This window comes from Ruminococcus bromii, assembly GCF_002834225.1.
GTDB classification, from domain to species: domain Bacteria; phylum Bacillota; class Clostridia; order Oscillospirales; family Acutalibacteraceae; genus Ruminococcoides; species Ruminococcoides bromii.
Map to the genome: position 1 here is coordinate 30606 of NZ_NNSR01000074.1, position 22456 is coordinate 53061.

General features: G+C 42.5%; 20 protein-coding genes and 1 tRNA gene. 3 read left to right on the plus strand and 18 right to left on the minus strand.

Annotated elements, in window-relative coordinates:
• Nucleotides 1-4: 4 nt before the first annotated feature.
• The 5 genes from tsaD to alr all read right to left on the minus strand — a co-directional run bounded on the left by tsaD (nt 5) and on the right by alr (nt 5677).
• A complete protein-coding gene (gene tsaD / locus RBATCC27255_RS10030; protein WP_101029864.1) occupies nt 5-1015 on the minus strand; it encodes a tRNA (adenosine(37)-N6)-threonylcarbamoyltransferase complex transferase subunit TsaD in 1011 nt (336 codons plus the stop codon).
• Nucleotides 1016-1092: 77 nt separating this feature from the next.
• Nucleotides 1093-1527 (minus strand): ribosomal protein S18-alanine N-acetyltransferase, encoded by a 435-nt coding sequence (gene rimI / locus RBATCC27255_RS10035; protein WP_101029865.1) that lies wholly within the window; start codon nt 1525-1527, stop codon nt 1093-1095.
• Nucleotides 1517-1954 (minus strand): arsenate reductase/protein-tyrosine-phosphatase family protein, encoded by a 438-nt coding sequence (locus tag RBATCC27255_RS10040; RefSeq protein WP_169923336.1) that lies wholly within the window; start codon nt 1952-1954, stop codon nt 1517-1519. The genes rimI and RBATCC27255_RS10040 overlap by 11 nt, the downstream gene beginning before the upstream one ends.
• Complete coding sequence (gene polA, locus RBATCC27255_RS10045) at nt 1938-4502, minus strand: DNA polymerase I (protein WP_101029867.1); 2565 nt, start codon at nt 4500-4502, stop codon at nt 1938-1940. The genes RBATCC27255_RS10040 and polA overlap by 17 nt, the downstream gene beginning before the upstream one ends.
• Nucleotides 4499-5677, minus strand: a complete 1179-nt coding sequence (gene alr / locus RBATCC27255_RS10050; protein WP_101029868.1) for an alanine racemase — start codon at nt 5675-5677, stop codon at nt 4499-4501. Before alr ends, polA begins: the two co-directional genes overlap by 4 nt.
• A 269-nt stretch (nt 5678-5946) precedes the next feature.
• Between alr and putP the strand changes: the two genes are divergently transcribed.
• A complete protein-coding gene (putP, locus tag RBATCC27255_RS10055; protein ID WP_101029869.1) occupies nt 5947-7512 on the plus strand; it encodes a sodium/proline symporter PutP in 1566 nt (521 codons plus the stop codon).
• A 177-nt stretch (nt 7513-7689) separates the two neighbouring features.
• Entirely contained in the window at nt 7690-8268 is a 579-nt protein-coding gene (locus RBATCC27255_RS10060) for a xanthine phosphoribosyltransferase (protein WP_101029870.1), read from the plus strand.
• 46 nt (nt 8269-8314) lie between these two features.
• On the opposite strand, the gene RBATCC27255_RS10700 is transcribed toward RBATCC27255_RS10060, so the two are convergent.
• Nucleotides 8315-8443, minus strand: a complete 129-nt coding sequence (locus tag RBATCC27255_RS10700) for a hypothetical protein (protein WP_278292818.1) — start codon at nt 8441-8443, stop codon at nt 8315-8317.
• An 89-nt stretch (nt 8444-8532) separates the two neighbouring features.
• Here RBATCC27255_RS10700 and RBATCC27255_RS10065 point away from each other — a divergent pair.
• Nucleotides 8533-8617, plus strand: a tRNA-Leu gene (locus RBATCC27255_RS10065).
• Nucleotides 8618-8820: 203 nt separating this feature from the next.
• On the opposite strand, the gene RBATCC27255_RS10070 is transcribed toward RBATCC27255_RS10065, so the two are convergent.
• The 12 genes from RBATCC27255_RS10070 to RBATCC27255_RS10125 form a co-directional block, all read right to left on the minus strand.
• Nucleotides 8821-9969 carry a PucR family transcriptional regulator gene (locus tag RBATCC27255_RS10070; protein WP_101029871.1) on the minus strand — a complete coding sequence of 383 codons (1149 nt, stop codon included), beginning with the start codon at nt 9967-9969 and terminating at the stop codon, nt 8821-8823.
• Nucleotides 9970-9996: 27 nt separating this feature from the next.
• A complete protein-coding gene (locus RBATCC27255_RS10075) occupies nt 9997-10623 on the minus strand; it encodes a cytidylate kinase-like family protein (RefSeq protein WP_101029872.1) in 627 nt (208 codons plus the stop codon).
• 25 nt (nt 10624-10648) lie between these two features.
• Entirely contained in the window at nt 10649-11884 is a 1236-nt protein-coding gene (locus RBATCC27255_RS10080; RefSeq protein WP_423242038.1) for a Zn-dependent hydrolase, read from the minus strand.
• Between the two features lie 73 nt (nt 11885-11957).
• On the minus strand, nt 11958-13460 hold the full coding sequence (preA, locus tag RBATCC27255_RS10085) for an NAD-dependent dihydropyrimidine dehydrogenase subunit PreA (RefSeq protein ID WP_242958652.1): 1503 nt from the start codon (nt 13458-13460) through the stop codon (nt 11958-11960).
• Between the two features lie 31 nt (nt 13461-13491).
• The gene (gene hydA / locus RBATCC27255_RS10090; protein WP_101029875.1) at nt 13492-14859 is read right to left on the minus strand and encodes a dihydropyrimidinase; all 1368 of its coding nucleotides are present in this window, start codon (nt 14857-14859) and stop codon (nt 13492-13494) included.
• A 77-nt stretch (nt 14860-14936) separates the two neighbouring features.
• Nucleotides 14937-16073 carry an ABC transporter substrate-binding protein gene (locus tag RBATCC27255_RS10095; RefSeq protein WP_101029876.1) on the minus strand — a complete coding sequence of 379 codons (1137 nt, stop codon included), beginning with the start codon at nt 16071-16073 and terminating at the stop codon, nt 14937-14939.
• A gap of 52 nt (nt 16074-16125) precedes the next feature.
• Nucleotides 16126-16962 (minus strand): ABC transporter permease, encoded by an 837-nt coding sequence (locus tag RBATCC27255_RS10100; protein WP_242958654.1) that lies wholly within the window; start codon nt 16960-16962, stop codon nt 16126-16128.
• Nucleotides 16963-17802, minus strand: coding sequence for an ABC transporter permease (locus RBATCC27255_RS10105; protein WP_101029900.1), 840 nt, complete (start codon nt 17800-17802; stop codon nt 16963-16965).
• Nucleotides 17802-18605, minus strand: a complete 804-nt coding sequence (locus RBATCC27255_RS10110; protein WP_101029877.1) for an ABC transporter ATP-binding protein — start codon at nt 18603-18605, stop codon at nt 17802-17804. The genes RBATCC27255_RS10105 and RBATCC27255_RS10110 overlap by 1 nt, the downstream gene beginning before the upstream one ends.
• A gap of 88 nt (nt 18606-18693) precedes the next feature.
• Nucleotides 18694-19845, minus strand: coding sequence for an iron-containing alcohol dehydrogenase (locus tag RBATCC27255_RS10115; protein ID WP_101029878.1), 1152 nt, complete (start codon nt 19843-19845; stop codon nt 18694-18696).
• 42 nt (nt 19846-19887) lie between these two features.
• Nucleotides 19888-21213, minus strand: coding sequence for an aminotransferase class III-fold pyridoxal phosphate-dependent enzyme (locus RBATCC27255_RS10120; RefSeq protein WP_101029879.1), 1326 nt, complete (start codon nt 21211-21213; stop codon nt 19888-19890).
• Between the two features lie 261 nt (nt 21214-21474).
• On the minus strand, nt 21475-22374 hold the full coding sequence (locus tag RBATCC27255_RS10125) for a PDC sensor domain-containing protein (protein WP_101029880.1): 900 nt from the start codon (nt 22372-22374) through the stop codon (nt 21475-21477).
• Between the last annotated feature and the right edge of the window lie 82 nt (nt 22375-22456).

The window sequence follows — 22456 nt, forward strand, 5'->3', positions numbered from 1 at the left end:
TAAATCAGCCTTTTTCAATACTCATTGTGGCAAAAGCATTGAGGTCTGTTCCTGCAATATTTCCGCTGAGAAACTCGTAATATCCCTGTGAACCGACCATGGCTGCATTGTCTCCGCAAAGAGATTTTTCGGGCATATACATTTCCCAATCACGCTTTTTACACTCTTCTGCAAGGGTTCTTCTGAGAAGTGAATTTGCAGAAACACCGCCTGCGATTACAAGCTTTTTCTGTCCCAGGTCTTCAGCCGCCTTGATAAAGTTTGTAACAAGGCAATCGACAACGGCATAGCGGAATGATGCACAGACATCGGCTTTGTTAAGCTCAACACCCTTTTGCGCTGAATTGTGAATGAGGTTGATTACCGCAGTTTTAAGCCCCGAAAAGCTGAAATCATAGGGCGCATCGTGAACTGCGGGACGGGGAAGCTTGAACGCAAACGGATTGCCGTTTTCCGCAACTCTGTCCATTTCAATTCCGCCGGGATACGGCATTCCCATTGTTCTTGCAGCTTTGTCAAAAGCCTCGCCTGCGGCATCATCACGGGTTTTGCCGATAATTTTCATCTTTGTGTAGTCCTCAACCATAACAATGTGACTGTGACCGCCCGACACAACAAGGCAGAGGAACGGCGGTTTTAATTCTTTATTTGAAATATAATTTGACGCAATATGCGAACGCAGATGGTGAACAGGCACAAGGGGAATTCCTGTTGCGAGTGAAAGTCCCTTTGCAAAATTCACCCCCACAAGTAACGCTCCGATAAGTCCGGGGGCATATGTAACACCGATTGCGTCAATATCCGAAAGCGTGCAGTCTGCATCTTCAAGAGCCTGTCTTACAACAGGAACAATTGCCTCTGCGTGACGGCGGGATGCGATTTCGGGAACAACACCGCCGTAAAGCTTGTGTTCCTCAACCTGAGATGCAACCACCGAGGAGATTATGTTTCTGCCGTCCTCAACAACCGCTGCCGCAGTTTCGTCACAGGACGATTCTATTGCGAGTATCTTCATAATTTTCCTTTCACTACGAAACATTTATGATGAAGTTCCGTAATATCATTAATATAATGTTTTATTACATATATATGTCAAAAAAAGCGTGTCATTAAAACAGCGTTTTCAGCAGGAGAAGAGTAGTAGTTTTTCCTCTCTCCCACCTTGATGAATCCGAATTTTTCATAGAGAGAACGGGCATTTTTGTTGCTTTCACGAACCTCAAGAGTGAGAAAGCAGAGGTTATTTTTCTTGGCATAGGTCACAAGCGTTTCAACAAGCGCCGAACCTATTCCCCGATTTCTGTGTGTGCCGTCAACGGCAACATTGAAAATGTAACCCTCGTCAACAACAACGCTCATTCCTATATATCCGACAACGGCATTATCTTCCGTTGCGGTAAAAAACAGCGAGGTTTCGTTGTTCAGTTCTTCCTCAAGGCTGTTAACCGACCACGGATGTGAAAAGCACCGCTGTTCAAGCTGTGCAACCGCCTCAAGCTGATTTTCGGCCATTCTGTCAATTTTCATACGCTTTTAATATTTCCTTTACAGAATTAACAATTTCATCACGGCAATGTCTGTACACCTCAATGTCGCCGCCGTAGGGATCGCTTATACCGAGCACGGCGATTTTTTCGGGCTGTACAAGAAAAAACTGCATCAACATTTTTGCGTGACTTTGCGACATACAGTAAAATTTTTCGTATTTTTCAATGCCGGCATCAGCTACGGCTGTTGAAACTTTGCCCGAAAGGTCAATTCCGATTTCCTTACAGGCAATCACGGAATTTTCCGACACGGGAAGTCCCGTTGAGGTCGCAATGCCAAAGCTTTCCGCCCTGACGCAAACGCCGTTTTTCTCTGCCATATCATTAAAAATTGCCTCTGCCATAGGACTGCGACAGGTGTTGCCCGTGCAGACAAAGGCAATTGTTCTGTTATCCTTTTGCATCATACCAAGTCCTTCCGACTGCCGCATCGGCTGTGAGCGGAACGCTCATTTTTACTGCGTTTTCCATTTCTTCCTGAACGATGAGCGCAACCCTCATGCTCTCATCCTGCGGAGCTTCGACAATAAGTTCGTCGTGAACCTGCAACACAAGTCTTGCACGGAGATTTTCGGCTTTCATTCGCTCGTCAACCTTAATCATTGCAATTTTGATAATGTCTGCGGCTGTGCCTTGAATAGGCATATTTCTTGCAACTCTCTCACCGAATGCACGGATCATATGCTTGCTCGAGGTGAGTTCGGGAAGATTTCTTCTTCTGCCGAACATCGTTTCAACATAGCCGTCAGCCTTTGCTCTTTCAACAACATTTTTCATATAGCTGTCAACACCGCTGTAATGGGCAAGATAGCTTTCAATGTAGTGCTTTGCCTCTTTATTTGAAACACCGATATCCTTTGCAAGTGAAAATGCGCCGATACCGTAAACAATACCGAAGTTAACAGCCTTTGCACGGCTTCTCATAATCGGAGTTACCATATCAAGCGGCATATTGAACACCTGTGACGCTGTGATTGCGTGGATATCTTCGTTGTCCCTGAACGCTTTTATCATATTTTTGTCACCCGAAATATGGGCAAGCACACGGAGTTCAATCTGCGAATAGTCGGCATCAACTAGCACCTGACCCTCTCCTGCGCAGAAAAACTTTCTCATCTCTCTGCCGAGTTCGGTCCTTACGGGAATGTTCTGGAGATTCGGCTCTGTTGAGCTGATTCTGCCTGTTCTTGTTTCGGTCTGGTTAAAGTTTGAATGGATTCTGCCGTCATCTGCAATGACCTTTAAAAGTCCCTCGCAGTAGGTTGAATTTAGCTTTGAGAGCGTTCTGTATCTCAGCACCATTTCAACAACAGGGTGGTCATACCTCAGGCTTTCAAGCACCTCTGCATTTGTGCTGTAGCCGCTCTTCGTTTTCTTTTTGCAGGGGAGTCCGAGGTTTTCAAATAAAACTACGCCAAGCTGTTTCGGAGAATTGATGTTAAACTCACAGCCCGCACTTTCGTAAATTGCGGTTTCAAGCTCCTTAATCTGTGCAGAAAGCATTTTGCCGTAGCTTTCAATGCCCTGTCGGTCAACACAGACACCGATATTTTCCATTCTTGCAAGCACCTTTGCAAGCGGAATTTCAATTTCGCTCAACAGCTTTTCCTGACCGTGAGCCTTGATTTTATCTCCGAGTTTTTCGCACAACTCGGCGTAACAGGCAAATGCCTCGTATTTTTCATTCTGCTCATCAGTGCAGACGGGCAGAGTGATTTCGTAAGCGGCACAAAGATTTTTGTCCGAATAATCCTTTGACGACGGTTCAATCAGATATGCCGCAAGCTCAATATCAAACACAATGTTTTCAACATCAATATTTTTCTCATCGGCATAAGCGTAGAGCGTTTTGATATTTCTTGTGTACTTTTGAAGTTCACTGTCGGCAATAAACTTAACAAAAAGTTCTTCGTCCGTGCTTATATACACCTTGCCGTCAAAAAGCACGGCAAAGGATTTTAATTCTTTATTCTCAATTTCAAAGCTAATATAGAGTTTTATCTTTGGCTTAACATTTTTTAAAAGTTCATTTTCATCAAAATCAGATACAACCTCAAGTGTTTTTTTCTCAGTTTCTTTTGTCTTTGTGTTTTTGTCAGCCTTGATACCGTATTTTTCTATTAAAGAAAACAGTTCAAGTTTTGCCATAAATCCGGCACATTCATCGGCATCTTTCATATCTACAACATAATTTTCGACATTTGTGTCAACAGGAGCGTTGCAGTTTATTTCACCGAGCATACGGCTGAGAATTGCATTTTCCTTTGACGCAGTCAGCTTTTTACGCACACCGTCCTTGATTTCAAGTTCATCAAGATGGTCATAGATATACTCAACCGTGTGATATCTCTGAATGAGATCACCCGCACCCTTTGGTCCTATTCCCGCAACACCCGGAATATTATCCGAAGTATCGCCCTGAATCGCCTTGATTTCTATAAGCTCCTTTGGAGTTACACCGTAAGTTTCAAGAATCTTTTCGGGGGTATAAAGTATATCCTGTTTGTTTGAGCAAAGATGAACGCTTGTTTTGTCCGACACAAGCTGAAGGCTGTCACGGTCACCTGTTGCAATAACACACTCGTTTCCGTTTTCTTCACAAGCCTTGGCGAGCGTACCGAGAATATCGTCAGCCTCAAAGCCCTCGCAGGTAACAAGCTTATAGCCTAAAAGGGTAAGAAGCTTTTTCAGCGGTTCCATTTGTGACGCAAGCTCTTCCGGCATACCTTTTCGCGTTGCCTTGTAGCCTGCATAAGCCTTGTGCCTGAAGGTAGGTGTTTTCAGGTCAAAGGCAATCGCCACGGCATCGGGATTTTCTTCGTTTTTAATTTTATACAGCATTGTAAGAAATCCGTAAATTGCGTTTGTAAACTGACCGTCCTTTGTAGTAAGCGGTCTTATTCCGTAAAACGCACGGTTTACAATACTGTTTCCGTCAACAGCAAGTAATCTCATAATTTATACATCACATTCTCAATTTTTCCGTCTTTAATGTAAATTCTCGGAACACGCTTTCCGACAAGACAGACGGTTTCGTAGTTTATAGTTCCTGTATTTTCGGCAAGTGAATCTGCAGTAGGCTCACCGTTTTCGCCTGTACCGAATACGACAACCTCGTCACCTGTCTTGACATCTTCAATATCGGTAACATCAAGCATTGTCTGATCCATACATATTCTGCCCACAATTTTGGCTTTCTTTCCGTTTACCGTCATATAGCCGTCTTTTGCATTCTGTCTGATAAATCCGTCAGCGTATCCGATAGGAACGGTTGCAATTTTCATCTTTCTGTCGGCTGTAAAAGTTCTGCCGTAGGAAATTGTTGCACCCTTTTGAACCTCTTTTACAAAAGCGACAACTGTTTTAAGAGTCATTGCAGGAACAAGGTCAAGTCTGTCGGCAAGCTTTGATGACGGAGCAAGTCCGTAGAGGATAATACCTGCTCTTACCATATCGCAACAGGTTTCGGGGTAATCTTCAATTGCACCGCTGTTTGAGCAATGAACAACGCTGATATCAACGCCTCGCTTTTTAAGACTGTCACGCACATGAATAAAGTTTTCATACTGCTTGTTTGTGAACTCTCTGCCCTCGGCATCTTCATCAGACACACAAAAATGAGTAAAAAGCCCCTCAACCTCAAGATTCGGCAGGCAACAAGCCTCGCAAATTTCTTCAATAGAATATTCATCCCGTGGAAATTCCTGACACATAAAGCCGATTCTTGACATTCCCGAGTCAACCTTGATGTGCATTTTGCAGATACAGTCCTCTTCAACACATTTTTCGGAAAGCTCCTTTGCATACTCAAGTGAAAAAACAGCCTGAGAAATATCATATTCAGCAAGATTTTCAGCCTCTGAAACGGGAGTGTAGCCAAGAATCACAATAGGGAGTTTTGAACCGCTCTTTCTGATTTCTATACCCTCGTCAATATTTGAAACAGCAAAAAAATCCGCTCCGAGTTTTTCATAAATCTGTGAAAGCTCAACTGCACCGTGGCCGTAGCCGTCAGCCTTTATAACACAACAGACCTTTGTATCGTCTGCAACCTTATTTCTTATTACATTATAGTTATGCTCAATTGCATTAAGTGAAATTTCAGCCCAAGTTCTTTTTACCATATTCATTTCTATCTCTCCACATACCTTTTACAGTCAATTTGCAATCAATGTAATTATAATACTTTTGATTCTTCAAATCAACACAAAATCCCCCTTTAAATGCATATAAAAGTTATTTTATTCGTAATTATGTGCAAAATGTTACTCCTAAATTTTTGCAAATGCACAAATCATCTGCATAAAAGCCCTAAATACTGCAATTCACTTGATTTATTTATTCATTTTTGGTAGAATTAAAAGGTATTTGATTTATAAATAATTTCAGGAGGGGCATAATGACAACAAACAACATAATAGTTCTTTGTGCATTTATAGCTTATATGATTATTATGATCGTAATAGGCTTTGTTTGTTCAAAGGGCAACAAGAACAATGAGGACTACTTTCTCGGTGGCAGAAACCTCGGCAGTTGGACAGCCGCAATGTCGGCACAGGCATCTGATATGAGCGGTTGGCTTTTGATGGGACTTCCGGGCGCCGTATACCTTGCCGGCACAGGCGAGGCATGGATTGCCGTAGGACTTCTTATCGGAACAATTCTCAACTGGTACATTGTTTCGGCAAGACTTCGTAAATACACAATTGTGGCAGGCAACTCGCTCACTATTCCGAGCTTTTTCAAAAATCGCTACCGTGACCATAAAAACATAATCAAGATTGTTTCGGCGTCAATCATCGCAGTTTTCTTCACGGTTTACACAGCGTCGGCATTCAGTTCGGGCGCAAAGCTTTTTGCAACGCTCTTCTCGGACAGCGCGAGCGGTGACGAAAACTACAATCGGGTTTATGTTATCGGTCTTATCGTTGCCGCAGTAGTAATTCTTGTATATACATTTATGGGCGGTTTCAAGGCAGTTTGTACAACCGACCTCATTCAGGGACTTATGATGATTGTTGCAATCCTTACCGTTCCGGTGCTTGCATATGCAATTCTCACATTTGACACAAGCTTCAGTTCCGCACTTGCCGCAAAAGGTGTTGAACAGCCTGCTCAGTTCCTTAACTTCTTTGTAAACGGTGACGGAACGCCTGTTTCGACTGTTTCGATTATTTCAAACCTTGCGTGGGGACTCGGTTACTTCGGTATGCCGCATATTCTCGTCAGATTCATGGCTGTAAAGAGCAATGAAGAAATCAAGAAGTCAAGAAAAATTGCTGTTGTTTGGGTAATTATTTCACTCACTGCGTCATGCCTTATCGGTCTTATCGCAAGAGGCTACCTTACAGCACAGCTTGACGATGCAACAAGCGAATCTGTATTCATCAGAACAATCCAGCAGCTTTTCTCAGGCAACGGTGTGCTTATCTTTATCGGCGGTATTTTCCTTTGCGGAATCCTTGCCGCAATTATGTCAACAGCAGACAGTCAGCTTCTTGTCACTGCATCGGCTGTTTCGGAGGATCTTTACAAAGGTGCTGTTAAAAAGAATGCAAGCGAAAAGAGTTCGCTTTTGGTCGGCAAAATTGCAGTTGCAGTTGTTGCTGTAATCGCATTCTTCATTGCACTTAATCCTAAATCAAGCATTATGGGACTTGTTTCGGATGCATGGGCAGGATTCGGTTCGGCATTCGGACCTGTTGTTCTGTTGGCACTTTTCTGGAAACGCTCAACACTTTCGGGTGCAATCAGCGGTATGGCAACAGGCGCTCTGACAGTTATCGTATGGGACTATATTCCGCTTGTAAACGGTCAGACGCTTTATGCGGCAACAAATCTTTATTCACTTGTTGTAGGCTTCGGACTTGCGCTTATTGTGAATGTTGTTGTTTCTCTTCTTTCAAAAAAGCCGTCAAAAGAAATCACGGACGAATTTGATTCAATTAAAAATATTGAAGTATAAAACACAGGGGCAGTCGCTTTATCACGACTGCCTTTTTTGTGTCTGAATTTAATATTTTGCGAAAATAAGAAAAATAAAACATGGAATATCACAAAAATCAATTGAAATGTGAAAATTTTTGTAGTATAATCTATCGTATTGTTTGTTACTATTTTATTTTTCAGAAAAGAGATTGATATGAAGCTTTTAGAGGACAAAATTCTTAAAGACGGACACATCGGTGAGGAAAATGTGTTAAAGGTTGACAGCTTTCTTAACCATCAGATTGATGTCAGTTTTGTATGTGAGCTTGGCAAGGAATTTTACAGACTTTTCAAGGATGAAAACATAACAAAAATTCTGACAATTGAAGCGTCGGGAATCGGCATTGCCTGTCTTACGGCTCAGTATTTTAATGTTCCCGTTGTTTTTGCAAAAAAGACAAAGACGATAAACATTTACTCAGATACATACAACGCAACCGTCCACTCCTATACTCATAAAAGGGATTACGACATAGTTGTTTCAAAGGATTTTTTGAACAAAGACGATAATGTGCTTATCATTGACGATTTTCTTGCAAAGGGCAGTGCCTTGACGGCACTTCTTATGCTGATTGAAAAAGCAGGCGCAAAAACAGCAGGTGCGGGAATTGTTATTGAAAAAGCTTATCAGGGCGGCGGCAACCTCGTTCGTGATATGGGCATAAGAGTTGAATCTTTGGCAAAAATCAAGTCAATCAGCAAAAAAGACGGAATCGTGTTCTGCAAGCAGTAGTAATATACTGCTTGCTTATACTTGACTTTTGCTGATATTTATAGTATTATCTAACGGTAGGTCTTGCAGAAATTGAAAATGCGGGTGTGGCGGAATTGGTAGCCTTGCGACCGCTGCCTGTGGCAGATAAAGAGAGCAATGCGCTGTCTGAAATAACGAGCAAAAGGAAGTACATTTATGTGCGACGCATTGCGACTATATTTCAGACCGGAAGACGCGCGTATCACTTCGCAAAACCACTATTTATATTTCAGTTTAATATTTGCACCTGTGGCGGAACTGGCAGACGCGCTAGATTTAGGTTCTAGTTTCGAGAGGAGTGCAGGTTCAATTCCTGTCAGGTGCACCAAAGAAGAATCGATACTTTTGTATCGGTTCTTTTTTACTTATGCTAACTCTGACTGATAGTAACTGATACTAATTGATATCAATTAGTATCAGTTACTCAAATAAATACAACTACAATAAACACATAAAAAATTCCCCGACAGCGGTTTTCGTTAAGCTGTCGGGGGATTTTCAGTATTAACATCGTGACGGGGACGGAGGCGGTCAAAGCACATCACGAACTTCAAAGGCTAATATAATTTTGAATCGTTCTTCAAAGGTTTTGAGGTTATTGCCGAGAATCTTTTTGATTTTTGCAAGCTGATAATTTATGGTGTTGCGGTGAACAAAGGTTTCCTGAGCAACCCTCTGAACACTTCCGTCATACTTTAGGTAAAGTCTTAAAAAATTCATATAATCCGTGCCGTTGTCACGGTCATACACTTCAAGCTTTTTGAGATTTTCGTTATAGATACTTTCAAGCAACGAAATATCGTCAACCGCAAGAATCAGCTTTTTAACTTCAAGTCGGTCATAGAACATAGGCGTCATATCTGTACGGACGGCAAGCCTTAACATTCTTAAAACAATCTGGTATGTTTTCGGGAGTGATTTCAGCTTGTTATTTGTTTTGCTCACTGCCACATACAGCTTGTTGACGCTTATATATCTCTCCTTTTCCGACTGAATTTTTTCGGCTATGCTTTCAATTTCATCATTGGAAAAGTCATTGAGGACATAGAACATCATGTTGTCCACCTTAAAACCGCCCCAGTGCTTTTTGTAGGAATAAATTGTTCGTTCAAATGCCGATTCAAGCTTTCTTGAAGAAATATGGTCAGCCATATCGGCTTTCACACCGATGATTGCATAATCGGTTGCAAGGTCAAAACCGTTGCTTTCAAGAACGGGAAAGTATTTTTCATACTCACCGGGAAAGAAAATGAAATTTTTCAGCGTATCGCCTATTGTTTCCTCCTTGCGTTCATTTGAGATAATCTGATTGCAAAAATCCCGTGAAATATCAACAATTCGGGTTTTCCACGGAATATCCATAAGAGGAAACTTTTTCTCGTTGCAATAGCTGATAACCTCTGACGGGATTCCCTTTATGTACGGACCTATGTTCAGAACAAGTCCGCTGACATTTTTGGCAATGAGATTTTTGACAAACGGCAGCAACCATTCCTGACCTTTGTTTGCAATGCCCGTTGAAAAGATAAGCTCTCCTCCGTGAAGAAAGTCACTTACCTCAATATCCTCAACGGAATGAACCCATTGCACGATATTGGTCATTCCTTCTTTGCCTGCTATCACACGCATACCGTAGAGATAGCCCGCCTTTTCGCACAGTGAACCGAGTGTTACTGCCATAAATCTCACCTCTTAATCTGCGTCAAATTATTTGCCGAATTTCAGTTCAACAGCCTTTGCAATAATTTCGGCGCAGTCATTCGTTGAATTTCTTGATGTGTTTAAAAACATATCGTAGTTAAGCGTATCTTTCCAGTTTTCGCCTCTTGTATAGTATTTGTAATAAGCCGTGCGGTACTTGTCGGTACGCTTTTTCATATCTTTTGCACGCTCTTCCGAAACATAAATTCTCGAGCGGATTTTTGAAATACAGTCGTCGTAATACGCATCAACAAACACGCTCAGGACATTTGACCTATCCCTCAGAATATGATCGGCACATTTTCCGACAATGATACAGGACTGTGTGCGGGAAAGCTCTTCTATGATTGCCGCCTGAATATTGTACAAATTCAAATCCGACACAAACGCTCTTGATTCGGGACGAAGAACATTTGCCGTCGGCAGCCTTGTGAGTGACTTTATAAGATAGCTTCCGTGAAGTTTTTCGTCAACCTCAACGAATTCGCTTTCATCAATTCCGCTTGCCTGTGACGCCATTGTCAGAATCTGTCTTTCATACCACGGAATACCCAGCTTTTCGGAAAGCAGGGAGGCAATTTCCTTGCCTCCGCTGCCAAAACTGCGAGCAATTGTAATTATATAATTGTCCATATTTTATCCTCCGCAAAACCGATTATCAATCAGCCGCATCACACTTGAGGACTGCGTTGAGAAGTACTGACGCACCCTCTGTACAAAGCTCTGTTGAAGTGAATTCGGGTTCGCAGTGTGAATGGCCGTCCTTTGAGGGAACGAATACCATTGTTGTCGGGAGCATATATGATGCAAACTGTGCATCGTGACCTGCACCCGAGTTGATTTTCTGATTTGAATAACCGAGTTCGTCAACTGCCTCCTGAACAAAATCAACAAGCTGCTTGTCATAGTAAACAGTATCTCTTGTCCATGCAATTTCATATCCTGTCTTGCACTTTTCAACATCTTTCGGGATATTCTCGATTACGGAAACAACCTGTTCAATTACTCGTGGATCTTCATGACGGGCGTCAAGTGAAAACTCAACATAATCCGGAATTACTGTATGTACATCAGGATGACAAAGAATTTCACCGGTTGTGTAAACAAGTTCGGGATCAAGCTTATCAAGCTCTGTGTGGAGATATTCAAGAACCTTTGCGGCACCGAAGAGTGCATCGTGACGATACTTCATTGGAGTTGTGCCTGCATGGTCAGCCTGTCCGTAAACCTTGATACGGTAGTTTACCATACCGAGTACGCAGGTTACAACACCGATATCATTGCCTGCCGCCTCAAGGATTGGTCCCTGTTCAATGTGGAGTTCAAACATTGCCTTATAATCCTTTGGATTAAGTCTGTTTGCCTCATCACCCTTGTAGCCGGATGCCTCAAGAGCCATACCGAATGTCTTTGTCGGATCAAGAATTGACTTTGATGCAAGCATATTTTCTTTTTTGAAGTTCTTTGCAATGTCAGCCGGAAGATAATCGTTGCAGACAATGCCCGAACACATCATAGCCGGCGGATAAAGAGAGCCCTCTTCGTTTGTCCAAATCATGGCAACAAGGTTGTGCTTGTGGGGAATCTTATCGTTTGCAACCGTTTCAAGAACTTCCATTGCACCCATAACACCGAGGATACCGTCATAGTTACCGCCGTTCTTAACGGAGTCACAGTGTGACGCCATAACGATTGCCGGAAGAGTCGGATCCGAACCTTTGAGAGTTGCATAAACATTGGCAACATCGTCTGTCTTGATTTCGGCACCGATTGCTGTCATTCTCTTTACAAACTCTGCTCTTGCCTGTAATGCCTCGGGAGAAAGTGAATATCTTGTAATTCCGCCGTGACCGGCATCACCGAATGTACTGAAAGTTGAAATCTTATCCTGCATTCTTTCTTTGCTGCATGTAAACATATACTTTGCACCATCCTTAATAAATTAAATTCTGTTTAATATTTTTACATCAATGCTTATTTAAAGCAGTTTTGCTGACTTTTTTGCCCGAACCTATTGCGCCCACGGGGCAAACAACCTTGCAAAGGTGACAGCCAACGCATTTTTTGCCGTAGAGAACGGGTTTCTGATTGTCATTCATCTTTATTGCCTGATGACCGCCGTCATAACATGATACGAAGCATCTTCCGCAGCCAACGCATCTTTCACGGTCAAACTTCGGAAAACATATGTAACTTCTGTCAAGGTCATCGGCAGGGATGATATTGCTTTCTGCAATACCCGTAAAATCCGAAACAGACTTGAAATTGTGAGCTTTCATATATCGTTTCAAGCCGTCCTTCAAATCGTCAATAATGCGGTAACCATACTGCATTACCGAGGTTGTAATCTGAACCGTTGAGCAGCCGAGTGAAATAAACTCCGCCGCATCATACCATGTTTCGATACCGCCCATACCGCTTATCGGAACATCCTTCAGTCTTTCATCGCTCTTCATCTCGTTAATGAATCGTAGTGCAATCGGCTTTACAGCCTTGCCCGAATATCCGCCGACTGACGATTTTCCGCAAACATCGGGAGATGTTGAAAAATTGTCGAGGTTGACATTCATAATACTTTTAATCGTATTGATTGCCGCAAGTCCGTCTGCGCCTGCCTCCATTGCCTTAACTGCCGGAGGAATCATTGAGGTGATGTTCGGCGTCATCTTGGCAAGAATCGGAAGCTTTGTTCCCTTTCTTACAGCCTTTGTGTAGGCATATACAAGTTCGGGATTTATTCCGACATCACTGCCGAGTCCCTCGCCAACCATCTGAGGACAGCTGAAGTTACATTCTATAACATCAGCCCCTGCGTCTTCACAAAGAGATGCAAGCTTTGTCCATTCTTCTTCATTACTGCCCATGATAGATGCGATGATAACCTTTGTCGGATAATTTTTCTTTAATTTCCTGAAAAAGGAAAGGTTTTCTTCAAGAGAATATGTCGAAATCTGTTCAATATTCTTAAAACCTACAAATGCGGTATCTTCCTTGTCAAGTTCTGCAAATCGTGGCGAAACCTCGTTCGGGGTAAACATTCCGATTGTCTTGAATGCAACTCCTGCCCAGCCCTCATCAAAAGCCTTGGCAACCATATCGTAGTTACTGCCGACAACCGATGATGACAAAAAGAACGGGTTTTCACACTTTACTCCGCACAAATCAGTGGTGAGATCCGCATTATATTCGGGAACAAATTCTTCTCTTGAAACAATATCCGTAATCTTGTTGATATTAACGGGCGAATCAAACTTTGCTCTGTTGCAAGCCTGCATACAGGCGCCGTCAATGCAGCCCGCACACGGATTGTCGCCAAGCATATATCTTGCTCCCTCTGTGTTGTCAAAATTAACGGAGCGGATAATGCGGTCAATCCTGACGCCGTTCTTGCAGGCATTTGCACAAGGTGCATCCTTGCAGAGCAGGCATCTGCTGCTTTCACTTTTTAAAACAACTTCTCTGTATCCCATAAACATCAACTACTTTCAAAACTTAGATAAATTATTTTGAGGTACTGCGTTTTACATACTTACCGTTACCGGGAGTTCCCACAAAGTCGCCGTTGTCATAAACAAGACTGCCTCTGAGGTAGGTCTGAACGGGATAGCCGTGGAGCTTTTTGCCCTCCCAGATAGTATGGTCACAGTCCGAATGCATGTTGTTTACACTGATTGTAAAATCCTTTTCCTTATCGTAAATCACGATGTCGGCATCCTTACCGATTTCAATTGAGCCCTTGTTGTCGCAACCGAAGATTTTTGCTGGGTTTGTTGAGCAAAGCTCAACCGCTCTTTCAAAAGAAATCTTGCCGCTGTTTGCCGCATCGAGCATATAAGGATAGAGATTTTCGATACCCGCACAGCCGTTTGGAATCTTTGTAAAATCATCCTTGCCCCAGTCTTTTTCGTAGCTTTGGAAAGGACAATGGTCTGTTGCAACCGTATCAATCATACCCGACTTGATTGCTGTCCACAAAGCGTCCTGGCTTTCCTTACCTTTCATAGGCGGTGAGCATACAAAGTTTCTGCCGTCCTCACGCTTATAGACATCACAGGTAAATTCAAGGTACTGCGGACAGGTTTCAATGTAGAGTTCGTGTCCCTCTGTTTTTGCTTTAATACATTCCTCGAGTCCTTCTTTGTCAGCCATATGAACAATGTAAAGAGGAGCGTCAAGATGTGTTGCCCAATGCACGGCTCTCTTGTCGGCCTCTGCCTCAACAAATTCGGGGCGGCTGAGGTAGTGATACCATGCGCTTGTTTTGCCCTCTTTAAGAAACTGTTCCGTTCTCATATCAATGAGGTCGGGATTTTCTGCGTGAAGATTGATTTTCGCACCAAGCTCCTTTGCTCTGAGCAAAAGCCTTACAAATGTTGCGTCATCAACCATCATATGTTCCTTCTTATATACAAAGAAGCACTTGAAGCTTGTAATACCTTCTTTTACGGCTGTTTCCATTTCATCAAGGATTTCACCGCCGTTAAGGTCGGTGATACAACAATGAAAGGCATAGTCAACACAAGCCTCTTTTTCAAGAACCTCTTTCTTTGAATTTATAAGTCCCATAATTGTTTCACCGCTGTGCTGTACGGGATAATCAAAAACAGTTGTTACACCGCCGCAAGCCGCCGCTCTTGTGCCTGCAAGGTAGCTGTCGGCAGAAACCGTGCCGCCGAACGGCATTGCAAGATGAGTGTGCACATCAATTGCACCGGGGAGAACGAGCTTTCCCCCTGCGTCAACAACCTTGTCTGCATCAAAATCAAGGTTACTGCCGATTGCGACAATCTTGCCGTCATTTACTGCAACATCAGCCTTGTAGCTTTCCTTTGCCGTAACAATTGTTCCGTTTTTAATCAATAAATCCATAATGTTTCCTTCCTTTCATATTTGTGACCTTTTCGTCACGGCAGTCGGTTTACCACCGTGACGAAAGCCTGAATCAATTACTTTGTGAAAAGGTCTTTCTTGTAAACAAGCTCAAGACCCGATCTCTGATAAACCTGAGCGATTTCAAGGAGATCCATACCGCCTGCATTTGCGGATGTGAGGTTTGCTACCCATGTAACACCGAAATCAACTGTGCCATTGTTTACTGCTGTTGTTTCCGAAATGTCACCGCCGCCGGGTGTGATTGTTACTTTAAGACCGACTTCGTCATAGTAACCCTTTGCCTGTGCAACATAGTAGCCCATAAACTGTGCCTGAGGCAACCACTTGAGCTGGATTGTAACATCTGTCTTTTCGAGTGTACCGAACTTGCCGTCCTTTGACTTGTTAGCGGCATCAATGTACTGTGTGTCACGGATATCGTCAAGTGTGAAGCCTTCAAGCTTCTTTACGGCTGATGAGTCATCAAGCTGTACATACTTCTTGCAGAGGTCGAGTGTCTGCTGCATTGCATCCTCGTCCATATTGCCGTAGTTGCTTACTGTCTTGCCATTTGTGTCTGTTGTAACAAGCTTTGCAACCTCTTTTGCCATATAGAGCTGGTGGTCCGATGATACCGATGAGCCTGCGTCAAATACAATCTGAGCAGCTTCTTCCGGGTTTTCAACGGCATATGCCCAACCCTTCATAGATGCGTAAAGGAAAGCCTTTACTGTGTTCGGGTTTTTCTTTGCAAACTCTTTGGTACAGAAAATATTGTCCTCGAGCATTGCAACACCCTCATCGTTCATATCGATTGTGCCTACTGTATCGCCGTACTTGTAACCGCCGTCATAGTCATTCTTTACAAGTCCGAGTTCGTTAAATGTCATTGCCGAAGCAAGTGTAATATCGTCCTGATCGAAACCGTCCATTGTGAAATCTTCCGAAAGGTACTTTGTGGGGAGGTCATACTTCTGAAGAAGTGCAAGAATTTCGTACTCGTTACCGAGTCCCCAGTTACCAACCTTGCCGTCAGCGGCGGCTTTCTTGATAATCTCTTCATTTGACATCAATTCACCCGAAGTTGAACTGTCTTTTGATGATGAATCCGAAGATGAGCCTGATTCACCGCAACCTGCAAAAGCTGTTACTGCAATTGCACCTGCAAATACAACTGCGAGCAGTTTTTTGAGTTCCTTTGTCTTTTTCATTTTGATTCCTCCAATTTCAAAATTTGTATGTAAACCGAAAGCGGTAAACAACTTATTTAACTTTTCTGTTCTTGAGAACAATTGATTCAACCAGCATCAGCACACCGTACATTACAAGTCCGATAAGACAGGCAACAACAATATATGCCCACGCTGTCGGATACTGACCGAGAACTATGTTTTCTCTGATTTCTCTGCCGACACCGACAATGTATTCTGCAAAATATTCCGAAACAACTGCACTGATAATACTTATCGGAACGCTTACCCTGAGAGCGGTAAATACATAAGGTACGGAATTCGGAAGTCTAAGCTTAAAGAATACCGTGCTTTTCTTTGCCGCATATGATTTCATAAGGTCAAGGGCAAACGGCTTAAGCTCCGTAAGTCCTCTGAAAGCGTTGATACTCATACTTGCAATACAGACAATCATAACAACAAGTGTTTTTGCAAACATACTTCTTATGTTCGGATCGTTGCTTATATCCTTTGTCCAGTTTGTCATTACAGGAGCAAGAGCAACAATCGGAATTGCGTTGAATGCACCTACGATTGTAAGACCGCCTTTGCCCCATTTCTGAAAGGTTGCCGCAAAGACAGCAATCAGATATCCTATGATTGAACCGATTACAAGTCCTATAACCGCAACCAGAAGTGTGTAGAGTGCATTCTGTGCAAATGCGGGAATATTGTCAATGATGATGTGGCAAATTCTTGACGGAAGCGGCAGAGTGTTTGTGTCCGTGTTGAAAATCTTGTGAAGAATCTGTCCCTGCCACAAGGCGAGGATTAGAACACCGAAAAGCACGGGAAGAAGCACCGAGCTTACACCCTGAGCGACTTTATTTTCTCTAAGCCTTCGCCAAAGGCTTTTTCTTTTTTTAATCAATTAAGCCGCCTCCTTTTTCTTTTTTGTTTTGCGTTCAATTCTCTTGAGCGGTGAAACTGCATTTTCAATCCAACCCATGAGCGAACAGCTTAAAACACCTATAACCGCACTGAACACTACGATGTCCCAGAAAACATATATTGACATTGCGTGTTTGAGCGACTGTGAAAGCATACAGCCAAGTCCGCCGTCACCCTGAAGTGTATCAACAAGAATTGACGCTGTAATTGCCATCGGTGCGGCAATTTTCAGACCTGTGAAGAAATACGGGATACACGAGGGAATGAGCATTTTGAAATACACCGTTGATTTCTTTGCGGCATATGAATACATAAGCTCATACTTTTGTTTTTCTACCGAGTTAAGACCTGCAAGTGTGTTGGTTGCAACAGGATAGAATGTGAGAATTGCCGCAATGATGATTCGGCTTGAACCTATATCGTGTGTCATTGCAAGAATGATCGGAGCCATGCCGAGAATAGGAATAAGCTGAATAAGCATAAGGTACGGGGCGGCAATCTTTTCAACAATGTGTGAAAGCTTCATAAGTATTGCAAGTGCAAAACCTATCAGCGTACCTATCATAAAGCCCTGTCCCGCTCTTGAAAGCGTTTGACCTGCGTTAAAAAGAACAACCTGCAGACAACTCATACCGTTTGAAACGGGTTTGGGATCAATTAACGAATAGAAAATCTGCCATACATGAGGCATAATGTTTTCGGGAGTTCGCTTTGTTGCCTGAATTATAAAAGCGAAGATTTCCCATATCACCAATAATCCGAGCACCCATACCAAGGTTACAAGTGCTTTGGAATTTTTTATCTTTGTTATTGTTTTCATCATAAGCTGCCACCTTCAAAGCTGTTTCTTACCTTTGAAACAAGTTCTCCGAAATGAGGTGTATCTCTCATATCAATTGTTCTCGGATACGGCAGGTCTGCGTCAACTACCGCAGAAAGTCTGCCGGGGTGAGGTGAGAGAACACAAATTCTTGTCGAAAGGAAAACTGCCTCCTGAATGTTATGCGTTACAAAAACGATTGTCTTATTTGTCTTTTCCCAGATTTTCAAAAGGTCAAGGTGAAGCTTTTCCTTTGTGAACTCATCGAGTGCCGAGAATGGCTCGTCCATGAGAAGAATTTCAGGTCTGATACCAAAGGCTCTTGCAATGCCGACTCTCTGCTGCATACCGCCGGAAAGCTGCTGCGGATAATGGTCCGCAAACTTTGTGAGTCCGACCATTTCAAGCATTTCATCGGCTCTGTCCGAACGGTCTTTCTTTGAATAGCCCATAATTTCAAGCGGAAGCTCAATATTTTTCTTTACTGTTCTCCACTCAAAAAGCACGGGATTCTGAAAGACAATACCGAATTTCTGCATAAGTCTGATTTCCTTCGGAGTCATATTGCTTACTCTGACATTGCCCGAAGTGGGTTCAAGCAAATCGGCGATTGTACGAAGGAGAGTTGTTTTACCGCATCCCGACGGACCGAGAAGTGAAATGAATTCTCCCTTGTGAATATCAAAATCAATGTTATCGAGTGCCTTTACATCATTGCCCTGATTGTCTTTGAATACCACCGACACATTATTTATCGCAATCTCAACATCATTTTTCTTGATTGCTTCGCTGTTCAAATTCATAATCATTCCTCCCGATAATAAAAAACACGGCAAAGGTACAATTACAACTGCGCCTTTGCCGTGTTAAAAATTTTAAATTTTTCAGATACTAAACATACAATTTTTTGTAGATTTCAATGCAATCATCAACGGTAACTTCTTTTACCGTGTTAGCGGGGCTTCCGCTTGCAACCGCATCGGTTGCCATTTTTGAAATTTTTGAGTAATACTCATCTCTGTCAATTCCGTACTGTTCAAGAGTAGGAATTTCGCACACATCACAAATGTTTTGAAGTGAATCGATAAACTTTTCTGCGGCTGTTTCGTCGCTGTCAGAGTCATTTGCCACACCCGTTTCTCTGCCGAGGTTTGCAAACTTTTCGTATGCACCCGATACGGCAAAGCTTAAGCACTCTTTAAGGAGCATTGCATTTGACATTCCGTGCGGAATATGGAACAATGCGCCAATCGGTCTGCTCATTCCGTGAACAATTGTTACACTTGAATTATTGATACAGATACCTGCCTCAAGAGCCGCAATACTCATCTGCTCCCTTGCAAGTGAGTTGTCGGGTTCTTTGTAGGCAATCGGTAAGTATTTCATAATTCTCTTAACTGCCGAAACAGCAAGCGTGTCTGTCATTGAAAATGCTTTTCTTGAAGTGTATGCCTCAACTGCGTGAGTGAGAGCGTCAAGACCTGTTGCCGAAGTAACCGACTTTGGAGTGCCAACCGTAAAACTGCTGTCAACAATTGCAAGCTTCGGGACAAGCACATCGCCCTTCAAAAGCATTTTTATTCCCTTTTCGGAATCGGTAATTACTGTAAACTTTGTTGCCTCACTGCCTGTTCCCGCTGTTGTCGGAATTGCGGCAAGGGGAAGAATTTCGCCCGTAATTTCTTTTCCGTTATAATCTGCTATACTGCCCTCGTTTACTGCCATTGCTGCAATTGCCTTTGCCGAATCAAGAGGACTGCCTCCGCCTATGCCGATGATAAAGTCACAACCGGAAGATTTTAACATTTCAACACCGTTTTCAATCATAGTGTCGGTCGGTTCGCCTGTTATGCCGTCAAAGATAACACAGTCTATACCGTTTTCATCAAGCAAGGCGGTAAGCTGTTTCATCATATCGGAAACGGCAACATGCCTGCCTGTTACTATAAAAGCCTTGTTTCCCATTTTTTTAAGAAGAGGAGCGGCCTCACTGAGAACATTTGTACCGACAACCGTATGATTTGGTATTACAAAATGTGACATTTTATTATCTCCTGTTTTTGAAATTTTAATTAACCCATATTATCAAATCAATTCGCTGTCAACATATGTAAGAACTTCGTCCATCTTCTCCATTTCTTCCTTAATCTGCTCCTCCGTAATAATGAGAGGCGGATTGACGAAGAGCATATTTTCGTGTGAGTATGTCATGAACTTTTTCTTTTTGAGCATACCGACGAGAGTTCCCATAATACCCTTTTCGTCCTTGCCGTAAGGAACAAGAGGTTCCTTTGTCTTTTTATCCTTTACAAGCTCAATTGCCGAGAAAAGACCGATATATCTTACATCACCTACGCAAGGATGCTTAGCTTTCATTTCTTCAAGGATTTCGCCGAGAACCTTGCCCGACTTTGCAACATTGTCAAGAATGTGTGCCTCACCGTAGTAGTTTACACAGGCGACACCTGCCGCACAGGCAAGAGGATGACCGCTGTATGTAAGTCCGCATGAAAGAAGATGATCGTCAAAATATTCTGCAACCTTCTTTGATACTGCAACACCGCCGAGAGGAACATAGCCACAGGTAACACCCTTTGCAAATGTTACGATATCGGGAACTACATCAAAATTCTGGAATGCAAACATCTTACCTGTTCTGCACCAGCCGGCCATAACTTCATCGCAAATCATCAGAATTCCGAACTCATCACAAATCTTTCTTACGCCCGGCAGATAACCCTTCGGCGGAATGATTACACCGTTTGAACCTGTGATTGTTTCCATTACGATTGCGGCTACACTGTCGGGACCTTCGTAAATAATCTGTTCACGGAGCTTTGTAAGGTAAAACTTAGTAGCTTCTTCCTCCGATTCAAAGTTGATTGCCTCACGGTAAACATAAGGATCAAAGAACTTTACAAATCCGGGAATACCCGGTTCGAGAGGATATCTTCTCGGTTCACCTGTAAGGTTGCCTGCACCGAATGATGAACCGTGATAACTTCTGTAACGGCTGAATACTTTGTTTCTGCCTGTGAACATTCTTGCAATCTTTACTGCATTTTCGTTTGCGTCTGCACCTGCATTTGTAAAGAATACCTTTCCGAAGCTGTCGGGAAGAAGATTTATAATCATCTCTGCAAGCGTTGACTTTGCCTCTGTGGCATATGAAGGACCGACAAAACAAAACTTGTCAACCTGTTCCTTGATTGCGTCACCGATTGCTTTATTTCCGTAACCGAGATTGAGGTTTACAAGCTGTGATGACATATCTGTATATCTGTTACCGTCAAAATCGTAAAAGTAAATTCCGTCTGCCTTTGCAACGGGAATCGGATTAAGATTACCCTGCTTGCTCCATGACTGGAGAACATATTTCTTATGGTTTTCAACAATTTTCTCAGGTGTCATAATAATTTCCCCTTTTTAAGATACCAAAAAAGATAAACAGAAAAGGAGCCTCCTTTTCAGAAGCTCCTTTGCTTTGCGTCTTTTTTGTTTATGCCATTATTATATCATCAAAATACGGTTATGCAATATTTTTCGGCACAATATTCTTTGTGCTAAAGCACAATGTTTTCGGAGATATTTCTTGAATTTATGACCTTTTCGTCATTTTACATACAAATTTCGTGAAATGTCCACTTCTTGTTTGTATGCTGTAATTAACAATTACTCGTTTTCCTTTTTCTTTGTTGTGCCAAGGCTGAGTATAATTCCGGAAATGATAATCATTACAAAACCTGCGGCACACGGAATTACGTCACCGTAAATCATATTGAAACCGCTTTCTGTCGCAGCCTGTCCGCTGATGATTGTATATTCACCTGACGGCATACTGCTGAGTGAATATGTTGTGCCGTCGATTGTAACATTGAAATTTTCCGAACGAATCATTTCGTCTGTAATACCTGCGCTTTTAAGACCGTTATCGCCAAGGTTCATATTTGTACTTACAACTTCGCCGTTCTTAACGATGATTGTATCACCCTTGCAGCTTTTTGCAATATCAGCACCGATAACAGCCGAATAGTCGCTTGTATTTGTATCAATAATAACGATGCCGCCCTCTGTTCTTGCAACGCAAGCCATGAGGTTATACACAGCGTCCTCGCCCTCAACGGCTGTCGGCTCTGAAATGCTCTTGACCTTCATACCCTTGAGGTTAGCCTTGAACTGCTTTGTTGTTTCGTCATCAAGGAAATTTGTGCCGACCTTTTTATCGTCTGACGATGCGATAATCTTGCCGTCAGCATCTGTCATAACAAATGAATTGATGCCGAGGTTCTTTACAAGTGAGGCATTTGTGTCAGCCGAAGTATTTTCCGTAACAACACTCGCAATTACATTTGCCTTTTCAAAAAGTGAGTTCATAAACTCAAATTTAGTGTAGTTATAGTTATCACTGTATTCTGTAAGCTGAGCCTTTGCGTCATCAAGATATGTCTGATTTGAGCTTTCTGTTTTTGTTGAAAGCAAATTGCAAACTACCGAAACGCAAACCATAACAGCAGCAACAATAACTGCCGTTACAACTGCAACACCTTTTTTTACCGATTTAGAATTACCCATTGTAATCTTCCTTTCAAAATGTTTTGCTTGAATAACTTGAATAAAATAATACCATTATTCGACCTTGTTTTCAAGTACGGTT

Bases quoted from the DNA above. Each gene is read 5' to 3' on its own strand.
- tsaD (WP_101029864.1), bottom strand. From the start codon at position 1,015: ATGAAGATACTCGCAATAGAATCGTCCTGTGACGAAACTGCGGCAGCG.
- rimI (WP_101029865.1), bottom strand. From the start codon at position 1,527: ATGAAAATTGACAGAATGGCCGAAAATCAGCTTGAGGCGGTTGCACAG.
- RBATCC27255_RS10040 (WP_169923336.1), bottom strand. From the start codon at position 1,954: ATGATGCAAAAGGATAACAGAACAATTGCCTTTGTCTGCACGGGCAAC.
- polA (WP_101029867.1), bottom strand. From the start codon at position 4,502: ATGAGATTACTTGCTGTTGACGGAAACAGTATTGTAAACCGTGCGTTT.
- alr (WP_101029868.1), bottom strand. From the start codon at position 5,677: ATGAATATGGTAAAAAGAACTTGGGCTGAAATTTCACTTAATGCAATT.
- putP (WP_101029869.1), top strand. From the start codon at position 5,947: ATGACAACAAACAACATAATAGTTCTTTGTGCATTTATAGCTTATATG.
- RBATCC27255_RS10060 (WP_101029870.1), top strand. From the start codon at position 7,690: ATGAAGCTTTTAGAGGACAAAATTCTTAAAGACGGACACATCGGTGAG.
- RBATCC27255_RS10700 (WP_278292818.1), bottom strand. From the start codon at position 8,443: ATGTACTTCCTTTTGCTCGTTATTTCAGACAGCGCATTGCTCTCTTTA.
- RBATCC27255_RS10070 (WP_101029871.1), bottom strand. From the start codon at position 9,969: ATGGCAGTAACACTCGGTTCACTGTGCGAAAAGGCGGGCTATCTCTAC.
- RBATCC27255_RS10075 (WP_101029872.1), bottom strand. From the start codon at position 10,623: ATGGACAATTATATAATTACAATTGCTCGCAGTTTTGGCAGCGGAGGC.
- RBATCC27255_RS10080 (WP_423242038.1), bottom strand. From the start codon at position 11,884: ATGCAGGATAAGATTTCAACTTTCAGTACATTCGGTGATGCCGGTCAC.
- preA (WP_242958652.1), bottom strand. From the start codon at position 13,460: ATGGGATACAGAGAAGTTGTTTTAAAAAGTGAAAGCAGCAGATGCCTG.
- hydA (WP_101029875.1), bottom strand. From the start codon at position 14,859: ATGGATTTATTGATTAAAAACGGAACAATTGTTACGGCAAAGGAAAGC.
- RBATCC27255_RS10095 (WP_101029876.1), bottom strand. From the start codon at position 16,073: ATGAAAAAGACAAAGGAACTCAAAAAACTGCTCGCAGTTGTATTTGCA.
- RBATCC27255_RS10105 (WP_101029900.1), bottom strand. From the start codon at position 17,802: ATGAAAACAATAACAAAGATAAAAAATTCCAAAGCACTTGTAACCTTG.
- RBATCC27255_RS10110 (WP_101029877.1), bottom strand. From the start codon at position 18,605: ATGAATTTGAACAGCGAAGCAATCAAGAAAAATGATGTTGAGATTGCG.
- RBATCC27255_RS10115 (WP_101029878.1), bottom strand. From the start codon at position 19,845: ATGTCACATTTTGTAATACCAAATCATACGGTTGTCGGTACAAATGTT.
- RBATCC27255_RS10120 (WP_101029879.1), bottom strand. From the start codon at position 21,213: ATGACACCTGAGAAAATTGTTGAAAACCATAAGAAATATGTTCTCCAG.
- RBATCC27255_RS10125 (WP_101029880.1), bottom strand. From the start codon at position 22,374: ATGGGTAATTCTAAATCGGTAAAAAAAGGTGTTGCAGTTGTAACGGCA.